This window comes from Pseudomonas sp. P2S-1 (genome assembly GCF_057197725.1).
In genome coordinates, this window is sequence record NZ_CM170068.1 from 4,262,450 (window position 1) to 4,279,860 (window position 17,411).

Sequence of the window (17,411 nt, forward strand, 5' to 3'; positions counted from 1 at the left end):
ACATGGGCGCTAATACGGCACAATTGCGCCCATTGGTTTTCAATTGCCCGGGCCTGAAACCCTGGCCGGAGTCCCCATGTCCCTGATCATCACCGACGATTGCATCAACTGCGACGTCTGCGAACCCGAGTGCCCGAACGCCGCCATCTCCCAAGGCGAAGAGATCTACGTGATCGACCCGAACCTGTGCACCCAGTGCGTCGGCCACTACGACGAACCGCAGTGCCAGCAGGTCTGCCCGGTCGACTGCATCCCCCTGGATGAAGCCCATCCGGAAACCGAAGACGAGCTGATGGCCAAGTACCGCCGTATCACCGGCAAGGCCTGATGACCGGCGTCGCCGCGCTTCGCTCCCTGCTCCTTGGCGCCGGCCTGGCGCTGTGCAGCCTCACGGCCCTGGCCGATGGCCCGGGGCGTGCGGCGCTGGCGACACCTCATCCTGCAGCGACCGCTGCGGCGCGGGAAATCCTCGAGCAAGGCGGTAATGCCTTCGACGCGGCGATTGCCGTGAGCGCTGCGCTGGCCGTGGTCGAGCCTTATGGTTCGGGGCTTGGCGGCGGTGGTTTCTTCCTGCTGCGCCAGCCCGGCAGCCCGACCGCCTATCGCTTTATCGATGCCCGCGAACGTGCGCCCGGCAGGGCTACGGCAGACATGTATCTGAAAGACGGCAAGGAGCAGCCGGGCCTGTCGATCAATAGTCCGCTGGCGGCTGCCATTCCCGGCTTGCCGGCGGCGCTGGATGAGCTGGCGGCGCGCTACGGCAAACTGCCGCTGAAGAACACCCTGGCCCCGGCGATTCGCCTGGCCAACCAGGGCTTTGCCGTTGACCGTATCTATCGCGACCGGGCGCAAATGCGCCAGGGCGCCATGCGCGACGATGCGGAAACCGCCCGACTGTTTCTCGACAACGGGAAAGTGCCTGAGCCGGGAACGCTGATTCGTCAGCCGGAACTGGCGGTGACCCTGCAACAGTTGGCCGAGCATGGCCGCGATGGCTTCTATCGAGGGCCGGTGGCGGCGAAGCTGGTCCAGGAAGTGAATGCCTCGGGCGGGATCTGGAGCCAGAAGGATCTGGCCGATTACCACGTCGTCGAACGCGAACCACTGCGTTATCGCCTGGCCGGCCAGCGCGAGCTGATCAGCGCCCCGCCGCCGTCCGCCGGTGGTGTCGCCATCGCCCAGAGCCTGGCGATGCTGCAACGCCTGCCGTGGCAGAGCGCGGACAAGGTCCAGCGCGCCCACTATGTGCTGGAAGTGCTGCGCCGGGCCTACCGTGATCGCGGGCTGCTGGGCGATCCGGACCATGTGGATAACCCCATCCCGCAACTGCTCTCGCGCCAGCACCTGACCGCCCTGGCGAACAGCATCGATGTGCATGACGCCACACCCAGTTCGAGCCTGCCGCCTTCGCCACCCTGGCGCGAAGGCGACCACACCACCCATTTCGCGGTGATCGATGCCGAGGGCAATGCGGTGGCGGCGACCTTGTCGGTCAACCTGCCATTTGGCGCGGCCTTTACCCCGGTCGGGACCGGGGTGGTGCTGAACAACGAGATGGACGATTTCGCCGCCGATCCCCAGGGCAGCAACAGCTATGGGCTGGCGGGCAGCCAGGCCAATGCGGTGGCCGCGGGCAAGCGGCCGTTGTCGAGCATGAGTCCGAGCTTTATCGAGAGTCCGGCGGAGTTCGCGGCCTTTGGTACGCCGGGGGGCAGCCGGATTCCGAGCATGGTGCTGCTGTCGATGCTGGAGTATCTGGATGGGCGGCCGGTGAGTAGCTGGCCGGCGGTGCCGCGGTATCACCACCAGTATCTGCCGGATGTGGTGGAGCATGAGCCGGGGGCGTTCAGTGCGGCCGAGATGGAAGCGCTGCGGGCCCGGGGGTATAACCTGAAAGATGTGGGGCGCAGTTACGGGAACCAGCAGGTGCTGTTCTGGGACAAGCAGGGTGGGCGGCTGGAGTCGGCCAGTGATCCCCGAGGTGTTGGTAGTTCAGAGGTGCTGAAGCCCTGATTTTTGGGGTGTTCTTACTGGCCCTATCGCTGGCAAGCCAGCTCCCACAGGGATCGCGTGCACCGCTGGACCTGTGGGAGCTGGCTTGCCAGCGATGAGGCCATCAAATCCAGCACAAAACCCTATTTCTGGCACCGCGGACAAAACACACTGGCCCGCTGCCCCAGCTTCACTTCCCGCAACGTCGAAGCACAGACTTTGCACGGCTCCCCCGCCCGTCCATAAACGAACAACTCCTGCTGGAAATACCCCGGCTGCCCGTCGCCGCCGATAAAGTCGCGCAAGGTGGTCCCGCCACGCTCGATCGCCGCCGCGAGGATCCGCTTGATCTCGATGGTCAGCCGCAGATACCGCGCCCTGGAAATGCTCCCCGCCTCCCGGCGCGGATCGATCCCCGCCGCGAACAGCGCTTCGGTCGCATAGATATTGCCCACGCCCACCACCACCGCGTTATCCATGATGAACGGCTTGACCGCCATCGCCCGCCCGCGGGACATCTGGAACAGCCGCTCACCTTCGAACAGGTCGGTCAACGGCTCCGGCCCGAGTTTCACCAGCAACTCATGCTCCAGCGGCGCATGGCTCCAGAGCATCGCGCCGAAGCGTCGCGGATCGGTGTAGCGCAGCGCCAGGCCGGACTCCAGCTCGATATCCACATGCTCGTGCCTGGCCGCCGGCAACCCGACTTCCACCAGGCGCAGGTTGCCGGACATGCCCAGGTGGCTGATCAGCGTCCCCACCTCGGCATTCAGCAACAGGTACTTGGCCCGCCGCTCCACGGAGACGAAGCGCTGCCCGGACAGGCGCACATCGAGATCCTCCGGGATCGGCCAGCGCAGGCGCCGGTCGCGGACGATCACGCGGCTGACGCGCTGGCCTTCGAGATAGGGCGCGATACCGCGACGGGTGGTTTCGACTTCAGGTAATTCCGGCATGGATCAGTGGCTACCCAATTCCTGGATGGTTTGCTTGAGGTTGTCGAAGTCGTATTCCGACAGGCCGATATAGTCCAGCACCAGGTGCCCGACGCTGTTCCATTCGTGGTCGACGTTCTGGTTGCCCAGCACCCGGTACGAGGCGCAGATGTGCTCGGCCATCTTCAGGATCGCCAGCAGGTTCTTCAGCGGCACGCTGCGTGGCGACTCATCGCTGAACACCGCCAGGGCGTTGTGGTGGTTGGCGATGGCGTTGCTCACATGCTCGGGCAGGCGCCATGACCTGGCGGTGTAGTAGCCGACCACCGCATGGTTGGTGTTGAACACCTGGTTCTCGGTGTCGACCACGCGCTGGCGGTCGCCGGCACTGGCGTAGGCGTCTTCCAGCACGCTCATGTAGTCAGGGAAGCGCTTGAGCATCAGCGGTACGCCGCAATCGTGGAACAGCCCCAGGGCGTAGGCCTCGTCCACCGCCTGGGAGCCGATGCGCTTGGCCAGGGTCAGGCAGGTCATGGCCACGTCCTGGGCGGTGTCCCAGAAGCGGTTGAGGGTGACGATGGTTTCGTCGCTCATCTCGCCCTTGATCGACTGCGCGTTGATCAGGTTGATGATCGAACGGCTGCCCAGCAGGTTCACTGCGCGCTGGATCGAGGCGATCTTGTTGCTCAGGCCGTAATGCGGCGAATTGACGATCTTCAGCAACGCACCGGACAGCCCCGGGTCCTGGGAGATCAGCTTGGCGATCACCTCCAGGTCTGGATCGGGCATGTACTGCTCCATCTGCAGATCCACCATGATCTGCGGCTGGGGCGGCACGCTGATGCCTTGCAGGGCGTGCTGGATCTGTTCGGCGGTGAGTTCCTGGATCATAAGTTCGCACTCGGGGCTGAGGGGCGATTCTAACCTGATCACTCGGCCAAGTGACGGCCACTCGCCATGCAATTTGTCGCGGCGACGGGCGCCAGGCCGGGCCGGCGCGGTATACTCCCGCTCTTTTTTCCGGAGCGACGTCATGTCCCTGCCCAGCCTTCGTCTCAAAGCCAATGCCGACCGCCGTTTGCGCGCCGGCCACCTGTGGGTCTACAGCAACGAGATCGACGTCGCCGCCACCCCGCTGCACGGCTTCAAGGCCGGCGACCAGGCGCTGCTGGAAACCGCGGGGGGCAAACCCTTGGGCATCGTCGGCCTGAGCCCGAACAACCTGATCTGCGCCCGCCTGCTGTCCCGCGACATCAAGCTGTCGCTGGACAAATCCCTGCTGGTGCACCGCCTCAACGTCGCCCTGTCGCTGCGCGAGCGTCTGTTCGACAAGCCGTTCTACCGCCTGGTCTACGGTGATTCCGACCTGCTGCCGGGCCTGGTGGTCGACCGTTTCGGCGACATCCTTGTGGTCCAGCTGGCCTCGCCGACCATGGAGCGTCAGCGCGACGACGTCCTGGCTGCGCTGATCCAGGTGCTCAAGCCGAGCGGCATCCTGTTCAAGAACGACTCCTCGGCCCGTGATGCCGAAGGCCTGGAGCGTTATGTCGAGACCGTCTACGGCGAAGTGCCGGAGTGGGTTGCGCTGGAAGAGAACGGCGTCAGGTTCGAAGCCCCGGTGATGGAAGGCCAGAAGACTGGCTGGTTCTATGACCACCGCATGAACCGCGCGCGCCTGGCGCCGTACGTCAAGGGCAAGCGTGTGCTCGACCTGTTCAGCTACATCGGTGGCTGGGGCGTGCAGGCCGGTGCCTTTGGCGCCAGCGAAGTGTTCTGCGTCGATGCCTCGGGCTTCGCCCTGGATGGCGTCGAGCGCAACGCTGCGCTGAACGGTTTCGCGGAAAAGGTCACCTGCGTGGAAGGCGACGTCTTCGCCGCCCTGCGTGAACTCAAGGCTGCGGAAGAGCGTTTCGACGTGATCATTGCCGACCCGCCCGCGTTCATCAAACGCAAGAAGGACCTGAAGAACGGCGAGGCCGCCTACCGCCGCCTGAACGAGCAGGCCATGCGCATGCTCAGCAAGGATGGCATCCTGGTCAGCGCGTCGTGCTCGATGCACCTGCCGGAAGATGATCTGCAGAACATCCTGCTGACCAGTGCCCGTCACCTGGACCGGAATATCCAGTTCCTCGAGCGTGGCGGTCAGGGGCCGGACCATCCGGTGCATCCGGCGATTCCGGAGACTCGCTATATCAAGAGCATTACTTGCCGGTTGTTGCCTAACAGCTGATAAGCGCTTGAATGAAAAATCCCGGCCTGGTGCCGGGATTTTTTGTTTGGGGCTGGGCCTTGATGCCGGTAATCGACTGACAACTGTGCCGGAAATGTCCTGTCCGATATCCAGCGATTCGTGGGAAGACTGCCGACTAGCGTGGAAAGGTTGCCCCAATGACCTGTTTCCGGAGTCTCCATGCATCATGCTGTCATCGCATTCCTGCTTCTGCTGACGCTCCTTGGCGCCTTTCCTCTGGATGTCATCCTTCCTTCTTTTCCCGCGATCAGTGCCCATATGGCCGTGGATACCGCCCAGGTCGCCTTGTCGGTCAGTCTGTTCGCCCTCATGGTCGCGATAGCGCAACTGATCGTCGGGCCACTTTCAGACCAGGTGGGGCGCCGTCGCCTGTTGTTGGCGGGATTGGCGCTGTCCATCGCTGGCGCGATCGGCTGCACGCTGACCGCGGATTACCCGAGTTTCCTGGCGTTCCGCATGCTGCAAGCACTGGGATGTGGCTGCTTCGTGCTGTCGCAAGCGCTGATTCAGGACCTGTTCAGTGCCCGGCAGAGGAATGGCTTGAGGATTCTGCTCACCACAGCCAGCGGGCTGTTCATCTCGATATCGCCGCTGCTGGGGAGCGGGTTGCAGAGCAGCTTCGGTTGGCAGGCCAGCTTTGTCACCTTCGGGGTGCTGGCGGGGATGGTCTGGGTGATGTGCCTGTCGATGCTGCCCAAGGACCACCGACCAATGGGCATTCGAACAGGTCTGATCGAGGCCTACGGTCCGTTGCTCCGCGACCGTTCGTTTCTCCGCCTGGGCGCACTCGCCTCCGTGGCCTTTTCCTGCCATTTCGCATTCATCGTGATTTCGCCACTGATGTTCATGGAGCGGCTTGGGTTGTCGCCGGAGCGTTTCGGGGAGTTCTTTCTGCTTTTCGGTCTGGCTTACCTGGCCGCCGGGCTGTTGGCGCAAAGGCTGGACAAGTACCTGAGGCCGTTGCAGCAGATTGGGCTGGGGCTTGTGTTGATAGCGCTGGCGGGAGCGATGCTGGTTTTCCAATGGCAGGAACTGACGCCCTTGCGGTTTCTGGTTCCGGTGATTGTGGGAACAACAGGTACGACGCTGGTTCGTCCGGCGGCGACCAGCTGTGCGCTGGCGTTGCATCCAGACCGGGCTGGGGCGGCAGCGGCGCTGCTCAGTACGCTGGTGTTTGCGGCGGGGGCGCTTGCCAGTGCCGCAATTACCTTGTTCAGCGAGCAATTACCCCGAAGTCTGGGCGCTGGCTTCCTGATTCTCGCCGCTGCCGGAGCACTCCTCCTAGCGCCCCAATTTCTCCATCGCCGCATCGGCAAGGAAGGATGAACGGCTCTTCACATTGTGATCGCGGACATAGCGGTCAATCCGTTGGATCACAAAACCCGGCAAGGTGACATTGACCTTCTCGGTCTTACCCAGATAAGGAGTGATATCGATTTCCAGCATTCCCCAACCCATTCCGGCGAAGTCAGGATTGCTCCGGTGAACGGCAGTTCTGGTGGGCATGGGGATGGGCTCACCGTTGCCAGCGATCTCTTCGAGCATGATGTGAGCGACTTCGATTGCGGCAGCGTAGGCTTCCTCGAAGTTGTCGCCAGCGGTGACTGCTCCGGGGATGTCGGGGATCTGGATTCCGGTGGCGGTGTTGTCGTAGCCCCATTCGATGCAGATTGGGTAGTGCATGGTCGGCTCCTGGCTTTTGGCGCGAGGGAGTTGACCTTATCCCCGGCTCCTCGGGAGAGCCTTGAGAAAGATGTGTCTGGAGTTATCCACACACCGAGCGAAAGGACGTCGCGGACCCTGTGGGAGCTGGCTTGCCAGCGATTGCGATAGTGAATTCACCACAGTCATCGCTGGCAAGCCAGCTCCCACAGGGTCGGTGTACATCTGAACAGACGCGTTACAGACCACCCAGCATCGATTTCACCACCCGCCGATGCAGCGGCAGGATCAGGCGCATATACACCCGCCCCAGCAAATTATGCGGCTCGACGATGGAGGTCAGGCTGAGCTGGTTGTTCGGGTCGAGATGCACCGAGATCAGCACATCCAGGTGACTGTCCTTCAGCGACAACACCAGCTCCCGGTCCGTCACCGCGGCAATCTGGAAGAAATCCAGCTGCTCCCCCACCCGCGGGGTCTTCTGCTCGCGCAGGTTGAAACCAGCCACCGGCTTGAGCCCGAACGGGCGCACCATCAGGTCGCGAATCCGCAAGGCACGGTTGATCCAGCCCGGCACCGCGCGACTCATGCGCTGGTAGGCATCGAGGGCGGTGAGGCTCTGTTCCGGGGTGACGCGGCGGGCGAAACAGTCGAAGAACCAGGCCGTGGTAGAGAGCATGCGCAGCACGCTGCTGGCGGGCACATCGGCTGGGTGGACCATATTTCCTCCGTGAAAAAGGTCGTCAGGATGACGAAGGCGCCCACGGTAGCGCTCTAGCTCGCGGAAAGCGAGCCCGTCGGCAAAATCGTGAGCACGCGAACCAACTGTCCATTGCGCCGTTCCTTCCGCTCGCCAGCGGTGTAGAATCGGCCTATTCATCGCCAGTCATCCCCCGGCGGGTTTATGAGCTCTGGCCAAGCGTGCGGCGATCCCGCGACGTCTTTGGCCTCATCCGTACCAGCGGCCACCTGCCTTCCGGTACCAAGGACAAGAGAAGCTCACTCCCCTTTCTGTTACCTGATGAGCCGCCAGGAGTGCTTCATGCCTGATTATCGTTCCAAAACGTCCACCCACGGCCGCAACATGGCCGGTGCCCGCGCGCTGTGGCGCGCCACCGGTATGAAGGACGAGGATTTCAAGAAGCCGATCATCGCCATCGCCAACTCCTTCACCCAGTTCGTCCCGGGCCACGTGCACCTGAAGGACCTGGGCCAGCTGGTCGCCCGCGAAGTCGAACGCGCCGGCGGCGTGGCCAAGGAGTTCAACACCATCGCGGTGGATGACGGCATCGCCATGGGTCACGACGGCATGCTCTATTCGCTGCCAAGCCGCGAGATCATCGCCGACTCCGTCGAGTACATGGTCAACGCCCACTGCGCCGACGCCATCGTCTGCATCTCCAACTGCGACAAGATCACCCCCGGCATGCTGATGGCCGCCCTGCGCCTGAACATCCCGGTGATCTTCGTGTCCGGCGGCCCGATGGAAGCCGGCAAGACCAAGCTGGCCAGCCACGGCCTGGACCTGGTCGACGCCATGGTCATCGCCGCCGACTCCACCGCCAGCGACGAGAAAGTCGCCGAGTACGAGCGCAGCGCCTGCCCGACCTGCGGTTCCTGCTCCGGCATGTTCACCGCCAACTCGATGAACTGCCTGACCGAAGCCCTGGGCCTTTCCCTGCCGGGCAACGGTTCGACCCTGGCGACCCACTCCGACCGCGAGCAGTTGTTCCTCACCGCCGGCCGTACCATCGTCGAGCTGTGCAAGCGCTACTACGGCGAGAACGACGACAGCGTGCTGCCGCGCAGCATCGCCAGCTTCAAGGCGTTCGAGAACGCCATGACCCTGGACATCGCCATGGGCGGTTCGACCAACACCATCCTGCACCTGCTGGCCGCCGCCCAGGAAGCCGAGCTGGCCTTCGACCTGCGCGACATCGATCGCCTGTCGCGCAAGGTGCCGCAGCTGTGCAAGGTGGCGCCGAACATCCAGAAGTACCACATGGAAGACGTCCACCGTGCCGGCGGCATCATCAGCATCCTCGGTTCGCTGGCCCGTGGCGGCCTGCTGCACACCGACGTGCCGACCGTGCACTCGGCGAGCCTGGAAGAAGCCATCGCCAAGTGGGACATCACCCAGACCGACGACGAAGCGGTGCACCACTTCTTCAAGGCAGGCCCGGCCGGTATCCCGACCCAGACCGCCTTCAGCCAGTCGACCCGCTGGGACACCCTGGACGACGACCGTGAAAACGGCTGCATCCGCAGTGTCGAGCACGCTTACTCGCAAGAGGGCGGCCTGGCCGTGCTGTACGGCAACATCGCCCTCGACGGCTGCGTGGTGAAGACCGCCGGTGTCGACGAGTCGATCCATGTGTTCGAAGGCAACGCGAAGATCTTCGAGTCGCAGGACAGCGCCGTGCGCGGCATCCTCGCCGACGAAGTGAAGGAAGGCGATATCGTCATCATTCGCTACGAAGGTCCGAAAGGCGGCCCGGGCATGCAGGAAATGCTGTACCCGACCTCGTACCTGAAGTCCAAGGGCCTGGGTAAAGCCTGTGCCCTGCTGACCGACGGCCGCTTCTCCGGCGGCACCTCGGGCCTGTCCATCGGCCACGCTTCGCCGGAAGCCGCTGCCGGCGGTGCCATCGGCCTGGTGCAGGACGGCGACAAGGTGCTGATCGACATCCCGAACCGGGCGATCAACCTGCTGGTCAGCGATGAAGAACTGGCGGCACGTCGCATCGTGCAGGACCAGAAGGGCTGGAAACCGGTGGAACAGCGTCCGCGCAAGGTGACCACCGCGCTGAAGGCCTATGCCCTGCTGGCGACCAGTGCCGACAAGGGTGCCGTGCGTAACAAGGCGCTGCTTGACGGGCTGTGAGTGGTAGATGAGCAATGAAAAACCGGCGCCTTGAGCGCCGGTTTTTTTATGGGCCATTGGGACCGCTTTGCGGTCCTTCGCGGGCAAGCCACGCTCCTACAGAAGACCGAGTACCCCGTAGGAGCGTGGCTTGCCCGCGAAGGCCTGCGCAGCAGGCCCAAAATCACTCAGTAACTGGCCCGCACGGTGAAGGTGAAATTGCGCGGCTCGCCATAGAAGTTCGAGCCCCACGGGCTATCCACGCGCTCGTAGTACTTGCGGTCGAACAGGTTGTTGCCGGTCAGCTTCAGCGAGACGTTCTTGTTCACCTTGTAGCCGATCTGCGCCGACGTCGTCGCATAGCCGCCCTGCTCGAAGTCGACGTTGCGACGGTAATAAGTGGCACTCACCGCCCGCACACCGCCGCCAACACTGAAGTCCTGCAGTGGTCCATCGCTGAACTGGTAGTCGGTCCACAGGTTGAAGTTGTGCTTCGGCGTGATGGTGCTGTAGGTGCTGCCATCCTCCGCGCCGTTCAGCGAGCGGGTCATGGTGTAGGCATAACCGGTCACCACGCTCCAGTTGTCGGTCAGGTTGCCGCTCAGCTCGGTTTCCCAGCCCTGGCTGCGCACCTTGCCCTGGGCCCGGTAGTACTGCCCGCCAGACACCAGTTCAGCACGGTTTTCATCGTAGATGCGGAACATCGCCAGGCTGCCGTTCAGGCGCCCGTCGAGGAATTCACGCTTCAGGCCCAGTTCGTACTGCTCGCCCTCACGCGGGGCAATGACGCTGCCGCTGGCGTCGATATCGGTCTGCGGCTTGAACACCTTGGTGTAGCTGGCATAGGCCGACAGCTCCGGGGTCAGCTTGTAGACCAGCGCGCCATAAGGGATGAACTTGCGGTTGATATCGGTCTCGGTTTCGCCGAACTGGTTGAAATAGGCGTTGGCGTTCTTGCCCTCGCTTTCGAACCAGGTCACCCGGCTGCCGAGGATCACGTCCAGTTCGTCAGTGGCGGCGATCTTCGCCCGCCCATAGATGCCGTACTGCCGGGAAGTGGACCAGGTGCCGTTGTCCATGGCGAACTCGCGCTTGGGAATGTCGATGCTGCCCGGATCGAACACATTGATCGGGAAGTACTCGCCACCGCCGTAGGTGAAGTCCTTGTTCAGGTGCTGGTACTCGGCGCCCGCGGTGAATTCGTGGGTGCGCCCGAAGGCTTCCACCGGCAGGGTGACGAAGCTGTCCAGGCCCAGGCTCTTGATATGGGTGTAGTAGGAATACGCCACCGCCCAGCTGTCGCCGGTAGCCGGGTCCACCGCATCGTCGGACCAGGTGAAGTTGCGCGTCGGCGTCTCCGCATCGCGGTAGGTCAGCGAGGTCTTGAACTGGCCACCGTTGTCCAGGGCATGGTCAACCTCGGCGAAACCTTCCCAGACACGCTCGTCCAGCTCGTTCCACTTGGCGTCGACGAAGGTCGAGCGGCTGACGTCGAGCAGCTTGCCGTCGGCATAGGCCGGCAGGCCGAACGCCGGGGTCGAACGGTTCTTCTGGTAGGTGCCGCCCAGGGACAGGGTGGTGGACGGGGTGATGTCGTATTCCAGGCGGCCATAGATCGTCGGCCGCTCGTTCTGCGCGTAATCGACCCAGGACTGGTTGTCTTCATAGGCGGTGACGAAACGCCCGCGCAGGCTGCCGTCGGCATTCAGCGGACCGGTGACGTCGATGCTGGAGTGATAGTTGTCCCACGAGCCCACCGAGAACTCGCCATTCAGGCCGAAGGTGCCGAGGGCCCGCTTGCGCACCACGTTGATGGTCCCGCCGGGTTCGCCGGAGCCCTGGTACAGGCCGCTCGGGCCGCGCAGCACTTCGACGCGGTCGTAGATCGCCAGGTCGAAGCTGGTGGCCAGGTCGCCCTGGCCGGTGGCTTGCGAAACACCGTCGACCTGCACCTGATCGACCAGGAAGCCGCGCATGTACACGTCGTTCAGGCTGGAACCGGAGTTGTAGGACTTGATGGTGACCCCGGTCACCTGGCGCATGGCGTCCTGCAGGTTGTTCATGTTCTGGTCGTTCATGCGCTGGCGGGTGACCACCGAGACCGATTGCGGGATGTCCTTGAGCTTCTGCTCGCCCTTGCCGATGGTCACCGCGCCGGTGGTGTAGGAATGGCTGTTCTCGGTGGTGGCGCCGAGCAGGTCGGAGTTGATCCGGGTGGCACCGAGTTGCAGGGCTTCGTCACCGCTGACGCGCTTTTCCAGGGTCACGCTGTCGCCATCGATATAGCTGGCGGACAGCCCGGTGCCCGCCAGCAGCCGGCCGAGTGCCTCGCCCTGTGGATAACTGCCACTCAGGCCCGGCGAGCGCAGACCCTGGGTGACTTCCGAGGTGACCAGCACCTGCACCCGGGTCACCGCGCTGAAGGCCGCCAGCGCACCATCGAGGGATTGCGCCGGGATATCGAAGCGATAAACCTCGGCCCGGGCTTCGCTGGCGGCCAGGGCCGGCAGGGTGAAGGTCCCGCAGCCCATGGCGATGGCCAGGCCGAGCAGGGTCGGCAGGTGGCGCCGGGTGGTGGTGTGTGGCATCGGTGAAGCTCCCCCAAATCGTCGAAGTCGTTGAGCGGCGCCGCACTATCTGAGAGTGCTTGCTATTCGCGCCTACGAGTTCAAGGACGACGGGATTTGGGGAAACCCTGAAACTTTTTGAAAATTCTCTTCAGCCTTCGCGCAGCACCCGCAGATAGGGGGTGTACTGCTCGGCGCTGAGGCCGAGGGTGTGCTTGAGGGCCTTGAGCACGGCGTCGGGCTTGTCGATTTCGAACACGCCGGAGACCTTGCGCTGACGCAGGGCTTCGCCGAGGACCAGGGTCTGGCCCGGCCAGTAGCGGTTCAGTTCGTCCACCACCTCGGCCAGCGGCTGCTGGCGGAACACCAGCTGGCGCTGGCGCCAGGCGAACTCGGCGGCGCCGTCGAAGGGGCTGACCGCGCCCAGCCGGTCGTCGCGGTAATCGACGCCGCGCCCCGGCTCCAGCAGCACGCTCGCGTCACCGCCAGCACTGACCTGGACCCTGCCTTGGGCCACCCGCACCCGGGTCAGGTCGCCTTGGCGGGAGACACTGAAACGGGTGCCGACCACCTTGACCCAGCCGTCACCGGAGCGGATCACGAAGGGCCGCGCCGCATCGGCGCTGACCTCGAACCAGGCTTCGCCGCGCAGCAGTTGCACGCGGCGCTCGTTCGGGCCGAGATCGAGACTGATGGCGGTATCGGTATTCAGCTCGACCTTCGAACCATCGGCCAGGTCCAGGCTACGCGCCTCGCCGGTCGCAGTGGCGTAATCGGCGCGCCAGCGATCCGGCCAGGGTGTAGCGAAGGTGAACAGTCCCACCGCCAGCAGCACCGCCGCCGCACTGGCCCAGACCCGCAGCTTCGGCCTGCGCCAGCGCGCGCGATCGGCCTCACGCACTTGCCGGGCCGGCTCGCGCAGGGCGCCGAGCAGCGCCAGCACTTCATCCCAGGCCTGCGCCTGGGCCGGGCCAAGCGCCAGCCAGGCGGTGAAATCCTCGCGCTCCCGGGCCGTCACGTCCTCGGCCTGCAGGCGGTAGTACCAGCCACTGGCCTCGTCGAACAGCGTATCGGCATCGGGGATGTCGGGGTGGGTCATGCGGGTATCCATGGCGACGGCAGGCTCGATCATCGGGCCTCCGGCGTGTCGTTGAGCAGGCGGGCCTTGATGTAGGCCCGGCAGTCCACCAGGGCGCGGCGCAGTTGGTACTCGACGCTGCGCGGAGTGATCTGCAGGCGTTCGCCGATCTCCCGGTAGGACAATTCGTCGACATGATAGAGCAGGAAGATGTGCCGGGTCGCCTCGGGCAGGGCTTCGATGGCGGCCTGCATCAAGCGTTGTTCCTGCTGGTTGGCGAGTTGTTCCTCGGCGCCGGGGGCGCTGCACGGCAGGTCTTCGCTGGGCTCGCCGGCGTCCAGGCGTTCGCGGCGGATCACCTGGCGCTGGTGATCGCGGACCAGGTTGCTGGCGATGGTGAAGAGAAAGGCCGGCAGGTTGTCGATCTTCTTGTCGGCGGGCAGCCGCGCCAGACGCAGGAAGGATTCCTGGGTCAGGTCCGCAGCCACCTGGCTATTGCCGGTGCGCCGCGCGACAAAGGCTTCCAGTGCTTTCTTCTGCTCGGCGAACAAGCGGGCGATCTGCGTATTCCACGAAGACACGGGCACTTCCTGGCGGGGTCTCAAGAGGTGCGCACGCTAGCAGAAGATAAGAGTTATTCGCAATTGGTATTGTTTTTTGTTGCCCTTGAGGGCCTCATCGCTGGCAAGTCGGGGCGCCGAACCGCAGCTCCCACAGGTTTCGCGGTGCACCCGGTCCCTGTGGGAGCTGGCTTGCCAGCGATGAGGCCCCTGAGAACTACTGGATTTCTTCCGGCGTCACCACCACCCAATTCTTGTCCGCCGTCACCGGCAACCCTTCCTTGGCCTGGGCCGCCGCGTTCTTGGCAATCATCCCGTTGAGCTTGTCCATGTACTTGGCCTTGCGGTTTATCCACAGGTGGATCCCGCCCTTGGACACGTCGACACCGTGGAACAGCATGTAGCCATCACTGTCCGGCGTATCCCCGCCCACCAGCACCGGTTTCTTCCATTCATCGATATAAGTGAGGATCGCCGCCTGCTTGCCGGCCATCCAGGTCGCCGGGGTCCACAGGTACGGGGTCAGTTCCAGGCCCAGGTTGGCCGCCGGGTCATAATGCCCGGCGCTGATCTGCTTGCGCGCGGTAGTCAGGGCGCCGCTGCTGCGGTCCTTGAGCAGCAGGCTGACGCCAATGACGTTCTGCGGCTTGACGTTGTAGCCGTACTTCGGATCGGAGGCGACCATGCGCACCAGCTCTTCCGAGGCGGCGGTCATCACATAGACCTCGATGCCGTTCTCCATCAGCTTGTTGTACAGCTCGGTCTGCCCGGTGAAGACCCTGGGCGGGTTGACCTCAATGGTCTTGACCTGGTCCCCCTCGAAATAGGTGCTCGGCACCGGTTTGCCCGAGGCCATCAACTCGTCGACGTAGCCCTTCAGTTCCTTGAGGGTGAAGCCGGAAAACACCTGCGCCACCCACGGGTAGCAGACCATGTCGTCGACTTCGCAGAGGCGATAGTAGTAGCTGAACAGGCTTTCCTTGTGCTCGGCGGTGTCCTTGAACGGCATCAGCTTGAGCGACGGGTCGAGCTTGTCGCGGGTCAGCACGCCCTTGTTCTCCAGGAAGGGCAGCAGGGATTCCTCGAGGTCGAAGCGGTAGCTGGTGTTGTCCATGTCGAATACCGCGTAGTTACCCTTGTGGGCATTGGCGGCGATCATCGTGTCGAGCTGCTTCGCGGCCTCGGCGGGCCAGTGCTTGAGTTCCACGGCCTGGGCTTGCCAGCTCAACAGCAGGGCGAGTCCGGCAGCGAGGCATTTCGGGGCGAACGTCATGGGCGGTTCTCCTGGAAGATGAACGTCCCACCCTAAGCACTCGGCCCCGGCCGCTCGGCTCTGACAGCGACGCCGACAAGCCCTGCAAACGGCAACCACATACCTGAAAGCGACCCGCGTTTATTCCAGAAACGACATGGCTAATTCCATAACGATATAAAGTCGTTTGTTTTCAGACTGTTAGCATTTTCGTTTCAGCAACCGCCCGCAGAGGCGGTGTGCGTCGTTTTCTTCTGGAGCTTCAATGAACCTGCCGCTGTTTCTTAACCTGCTGGTGTTCCTGGCGTTGCTGCTGGGCCTGGCCAAACTCAACTCGGGCTGGAGCCTGGCGAAGAAGGTGCTGGTCGGCCTGGTCCTCGGCGTGCTGTTCGGCCTGGCCCTGCACACGATCTACGGCGCCGGCACCCCGATCCTGAAAGCCACCATCGGCTGGCTGGACCTGGTCGGCATCGGCTATGTGCAGCTGTTGCAGATGATCGTCATGCCGCTGATCTTCGTCTCGATCCTTTCCGCCGTGGCGCGCCTGCACAATGCCTCGTCGCTGGGGCGGATCAGCGTGCTGACCATCGGCACCCTGCTGTTCACCACGGCCATCGCCGCGCTGATCGGCATCGTCCTGACCAACCTGTTCGGCCTCAGCGCCGAAGGCCTGGTCGCCGGTACCCAGGAAACCGCGCGGCTGGCGACGATCCAGAGCGACTACGCCGGCAAGGTCGCCGACCTGAACATCCCGCAACTGCTGCTCTCGTTCCTGCCGAGCAACCCGGTGGGCGACCTGGCCCGGGCCAAGCCGACCTCGATCATCAGCGTGGTGATCTTCGCCGCCTTCCTTGGCGTCGCCGCCCTGCAACTGCTCAAGGACGATGCCGAGAAGGGCAACCGCGCCCTCGCGGCCATCGACACCCTGCAAGCCTGGGTCACCCGCCTGGTGCGCCTGGTGATGAAGCTCACGCCGTATGGCGTACTGGCGCTGATGACCAAGGTGGTCGCCAGTTCCAACCTCGACGACATCATCAAGCTGGGCAGTTTCGTGGTGGTGTCCTATATCGGCCTGGCGCTGATGTTCGGCGTGCATGGCGTGCTGCTGGGGCTGGCCGGGGTCAACCCGCTGCGCTTCGCACGCAAGGTCTGGCCGGTGCTGACCTTCGCCTTCACCAGCCGCTCCAGTGCGGCGAGCATTCCGCTGAGCATCGAGGCGCAGACCCGGCGTCTGGGTGTACCGCAGGCGATCGCCAGCTTTGCCGCGTCGTTCGGTGCGACCATCGGGCAGAACGGCTGTGCCGGGCTGTATCCGGCGATGCTGGCGGTGATGGTTGCGCCGGCGGTGGGGATCGACCCGCTGGATCCGCTGTGGATCGCCACGCTGGTGGCGGTGGTGACCCTGAGTTCGGCCGGGGTGGCCGGAGTGGGTGGCGGAGCGACCTTCGCGGCGCTGATCGTGCTGCCGGCCATGGGCTTGCCGGTGGAACTGGTGGCGCTGCTGATCTCGGTGGAGCCGCTGATCGATATGGGCCGCACGGCGCTGAATGTCAGTGGGGCGATGACGGCGGGGACCATTACCAGCCAGATGCTGGGGCAGACCGACAAGGCTGTTTTAGCTGGGGATGAGCAGGTTCAGCTGAGTCATTCGTAGGCCTCGAGGGCCTCATCGCTGGCAAGCCAGCTCCCACAGGGTCCGTGTGGGAGCTGGCTTGCCAGCGATAGGGCCCTAGACCGGTTCCCAAACCTCAAAGTGGTAAACCGGCTTCCCTTCCTCCACCGGCCCCTGCTGGCTCGACACCTTCTTCCAGACGCCCTCGTCCACCTCGGGGAACCACGCATCCCCTTCCGGGCTCATCTCCACCCGGGTCAGATACAACCGATCCACCAGCCCCTTCTCCAGCCCCTGCGCATACAACTGCGCGCCGCCGATCAGCATCAGCTCGTCGACGCCCTGCTCCCGCGCCCACGCATCGGCGCGGACAATCGCCTCTTCCAGCGAAGCAAACACCTCGGCGCCTTCCAGTTGCAACCCCGGCTGGCGACTGACCACCAGGTTCAACCGCCCCGGCAGCGGCCGCCCCAGGGAATCCCAGGTCTTGCGCCCCATGATGATCGGCTTGCCCAGGGTGGTGGCCTTGAAGTACTTGAAGTCCCCCGGCAGGTGCCAGGGCATGCGGTTGTCGAGGCCGATGACGCGGTTCTCGGCGAGAGCCACGATCAGGCTGAGGGGGAGTGATGTATTCATGCC

The 17,411-nt window shown here is 64.0% G+C and carries 15 protein-coding genes; 6 read left to right on the forward strand and 9 right to left on the reverse strand.

The genetic code is table 11. The features are described from left to right. The first annotated feature begins 76 nt into the window (after positions 1-76). A complete protein-coding gene (locus AC2CQI_RS19045; RefSeq protein ID WP_011531711.1) occupies positions 77-328 on the forward strand; it encodes a YfhL family 4Fe-4S dicluster ferredoxin in 252 nt (83 codons plus the stop codon). Next, a complete protein-coding gene (gene ggt / locus AC2CQI_RS19050; RefSeq protein WP_484577590.1) occupies positions 328-2,013 on the forward strand; it encodes a gamma-glutamyltransferase in 1,686 nt (561 codons plus the stop codon). The genes AC2CQI_RS19045 and ggt overlap by 1 nt, the downstream gene beginning before the upstream one ends. A gap of 122 nt (positions 2,014-2,135) precedes the next feature. Here the strand turns inward: ggt and mutM are convergent, their stop codons facing one another. Both mutM and AC2CQI_RS19060 read right to left on the reverse strand, forming a co-directional pair. After that, positions 2,136-2,948, reverse strand: coding sequence for a bifunctional DNA-formamidopyrimidine glycosylase/DNA-(apurinic or apyrimidinic site) lyase (mutM, locus tag AC2CQI_RS19055; RefSeq protein ID WP_484577591.1), 813 nt, complete (start codon positions 2,946-2,948; stop codon positions 2,136-2,138). A gap of 3 nt (positions 2,949-2,951) precedes the next feature. Continuing rightward, positions 2,952-3,764 carry an HDOD domain-containing protein gene (locus AC2CQI_RS19060; protein WP_178392037.1) on the reverse strand — a complete coding sequence of 271 codons (813 nt, stop codon included), beginning with the start codon at positions 3,762-3,764 and terminating at the stop codon, positions 2,952-2,954. A 196-nt stretch (positions 3,765-3,960) separates the two neighbouring features. Here AC2CQI_RS19060 and AC2CQI_RS19065 point away from each other — a divergent pair, with 196 nt between their 5' ends. Both AC2CQI_RS19065 and AC2CQI_RS19070 read left to right on the forward strand, forming a co-directional pair. After that, complete coding sequence (locus AC2CQI_RS19065; RefSeq protein ID WP_484577592.1) at positions 3,961-5,157, forward strand: class I SAM-dependent rRNA methyltransferase; 1,197 nt, start codon at positions 3,961-3,963, stop codon at positions 5,155-5,157. A 180-nt stretch (positions 5,158-5,337) separates the two neighbouring features. After that, complete coding sequence (locus tag AC2CQI_RS19070; protein WP_484577593.1) at positions 5,338-6,504, forward strand: MFS transporter; 1,167 nt, start codon at positions 5,338-5,340, stop codon at positions 6,502-6,504. Here AC2CQI_RS19070 and AC2CQI_RS19075 read toward each other — a convergent pair. Both AC2CQI_RS19075 and AC2CQI_RS19080 read right to left on the reverse strand, forming a co-directional pair. After that, the gene (locus AC2CQI_RS19075; RefSeq protein WP_075805223.1) at positions 6,460-6,861 is read right to left on the reverse strand and encodes a type II toxin-antitoxin system HicB family antitoxin; all 402 of its coding nucleotides are present in this window, start codon (positions 6,859-6,861) and stop codon (positions 6,460-6,462) included. The two genes, AC2CQI_RS19070 and AC2CQI_RS19075, sit on opposite strands and share 45 nt — an antisense overlap. A 217-nt stretch (positions 6,862-7,078) precedes the next feature. Further along, positions 7,079-7,561, reverse strand: a complete 483-nt coding sequence (locus AC2CQI_RS19080) for a DUF2867 domain-containing protein (protein WP_075805224.1) — start codon at positions 7,559-7,561, stop codon at positions 7,079-7,081. Positions 7,562-7,882: 321 nt separating this feature from the next. Here AC2CQI_RS19080 and ilvD point away from each other — a divergent pair, with 321 nt between their 5' ends. Beyond that, positions 7,883-9,724 (forward strand): dihydroxy-acid dehydratase, encoded by a 1,842-nt coding sequence (ilvD, locus tag AC2CQI_RS19085; RefSeq protein WP_484577594.1) that lies wholly within the window; start codon positions 7,883-7,885, stop codon positions 9,722-9,724. Between the two features lie 167 nt (positions 9,725-9,891). Here the strand turns inward: ilvD and AC2CQI_RS19090 are convergent, their stop codons facing one another. From AC2CQI_RS19090 to AC2CQI_RS19105, 4 genes are all read right to left on the reverse strand, one after another. After that, a complete protein-coding gene (locus AC2CQI_RS19090) occupies positions 9,892-12,234 on the reverse strand; it encodes a TonB-dependent siderophore receptor (protein ID WP_484580640.1) in 2,343 nt (780 codons plus the stop codon). A gap of 187 nt (positions 12,235-12,421) precedes the next feature. After that, positions 12,422-13,402: a FecR family protein gene (locus AC2CQI_RS19095; RefSeq protein WP_484577595.1), complete on the reverse strand. Its 981-nt coding sequence runs from the start codon at positions 13,400-13,402 to the stop codon at positions 12,422-12,424. After that, positions 13,399-13,929 (reverse strand): RNA polymerase sigma factor, encoded by a 531-nt coding sequence (locus AC2CQI_RS19100; protein ID WP_075805227.1) that lies wholly within the window; start codon positions 13,927-13,929, stop codon positions 13,399-13,401. Before AC2CQI_RS19100 ends, AC2CQI_RS19095 begins: the two co-directional genes overlap by 4 nt. 196 nt (positions 13,930-14,125) lie before the next feature. After that, complete coding sequence (locus AC2CQI_RS19105) at positions 14,126-15,181, reverse strand: haloacid dehalogenase-like hydrolase (protein ID WP_484577596.1); 1,056 nt, start codon at positions 15,179-15,181, stop codon at positions 14,126-14,128. Positions 15,182-15,425: 244 nt separating this feature from the next. On the opposite strand from AC2CQI_RS19105, the gene AC2CQI_RS19110 reads away from it, so the two are divergent. Next, positions 15,426-16,814, forward strand: a complete 1,389-nt coding sequence (locus tag AC2CQI_RS19110) for an L-cystine transporter (RefSeq protein ID WP_484577597.1) — start codon at positions 15,426-15,428, stop codon at positions 16,812-16,814. 75 nt (positions 16,815-16,889) lie between these two features. Here AC2CQI_RS19110 and AC2CQI_RS19115 read toward each other — a convergent pair whose 3' ends face one another. Next, positions 16,890-17,408 carry a dihydrofolate reductase gene (locus AC2CQI_RS19115; RefSeq protein ID WP_484577598.1) on the reverse strand — a complete coding sequence of 173 codons (519 nt, stop codon included), beginning with the start codon at positions 17,406-17,408 and terminating at the stop codon, positions 16,890-16,892. Between the last annotated feature and the right edge of the window lie 3 nt (positions 17,409-17,411).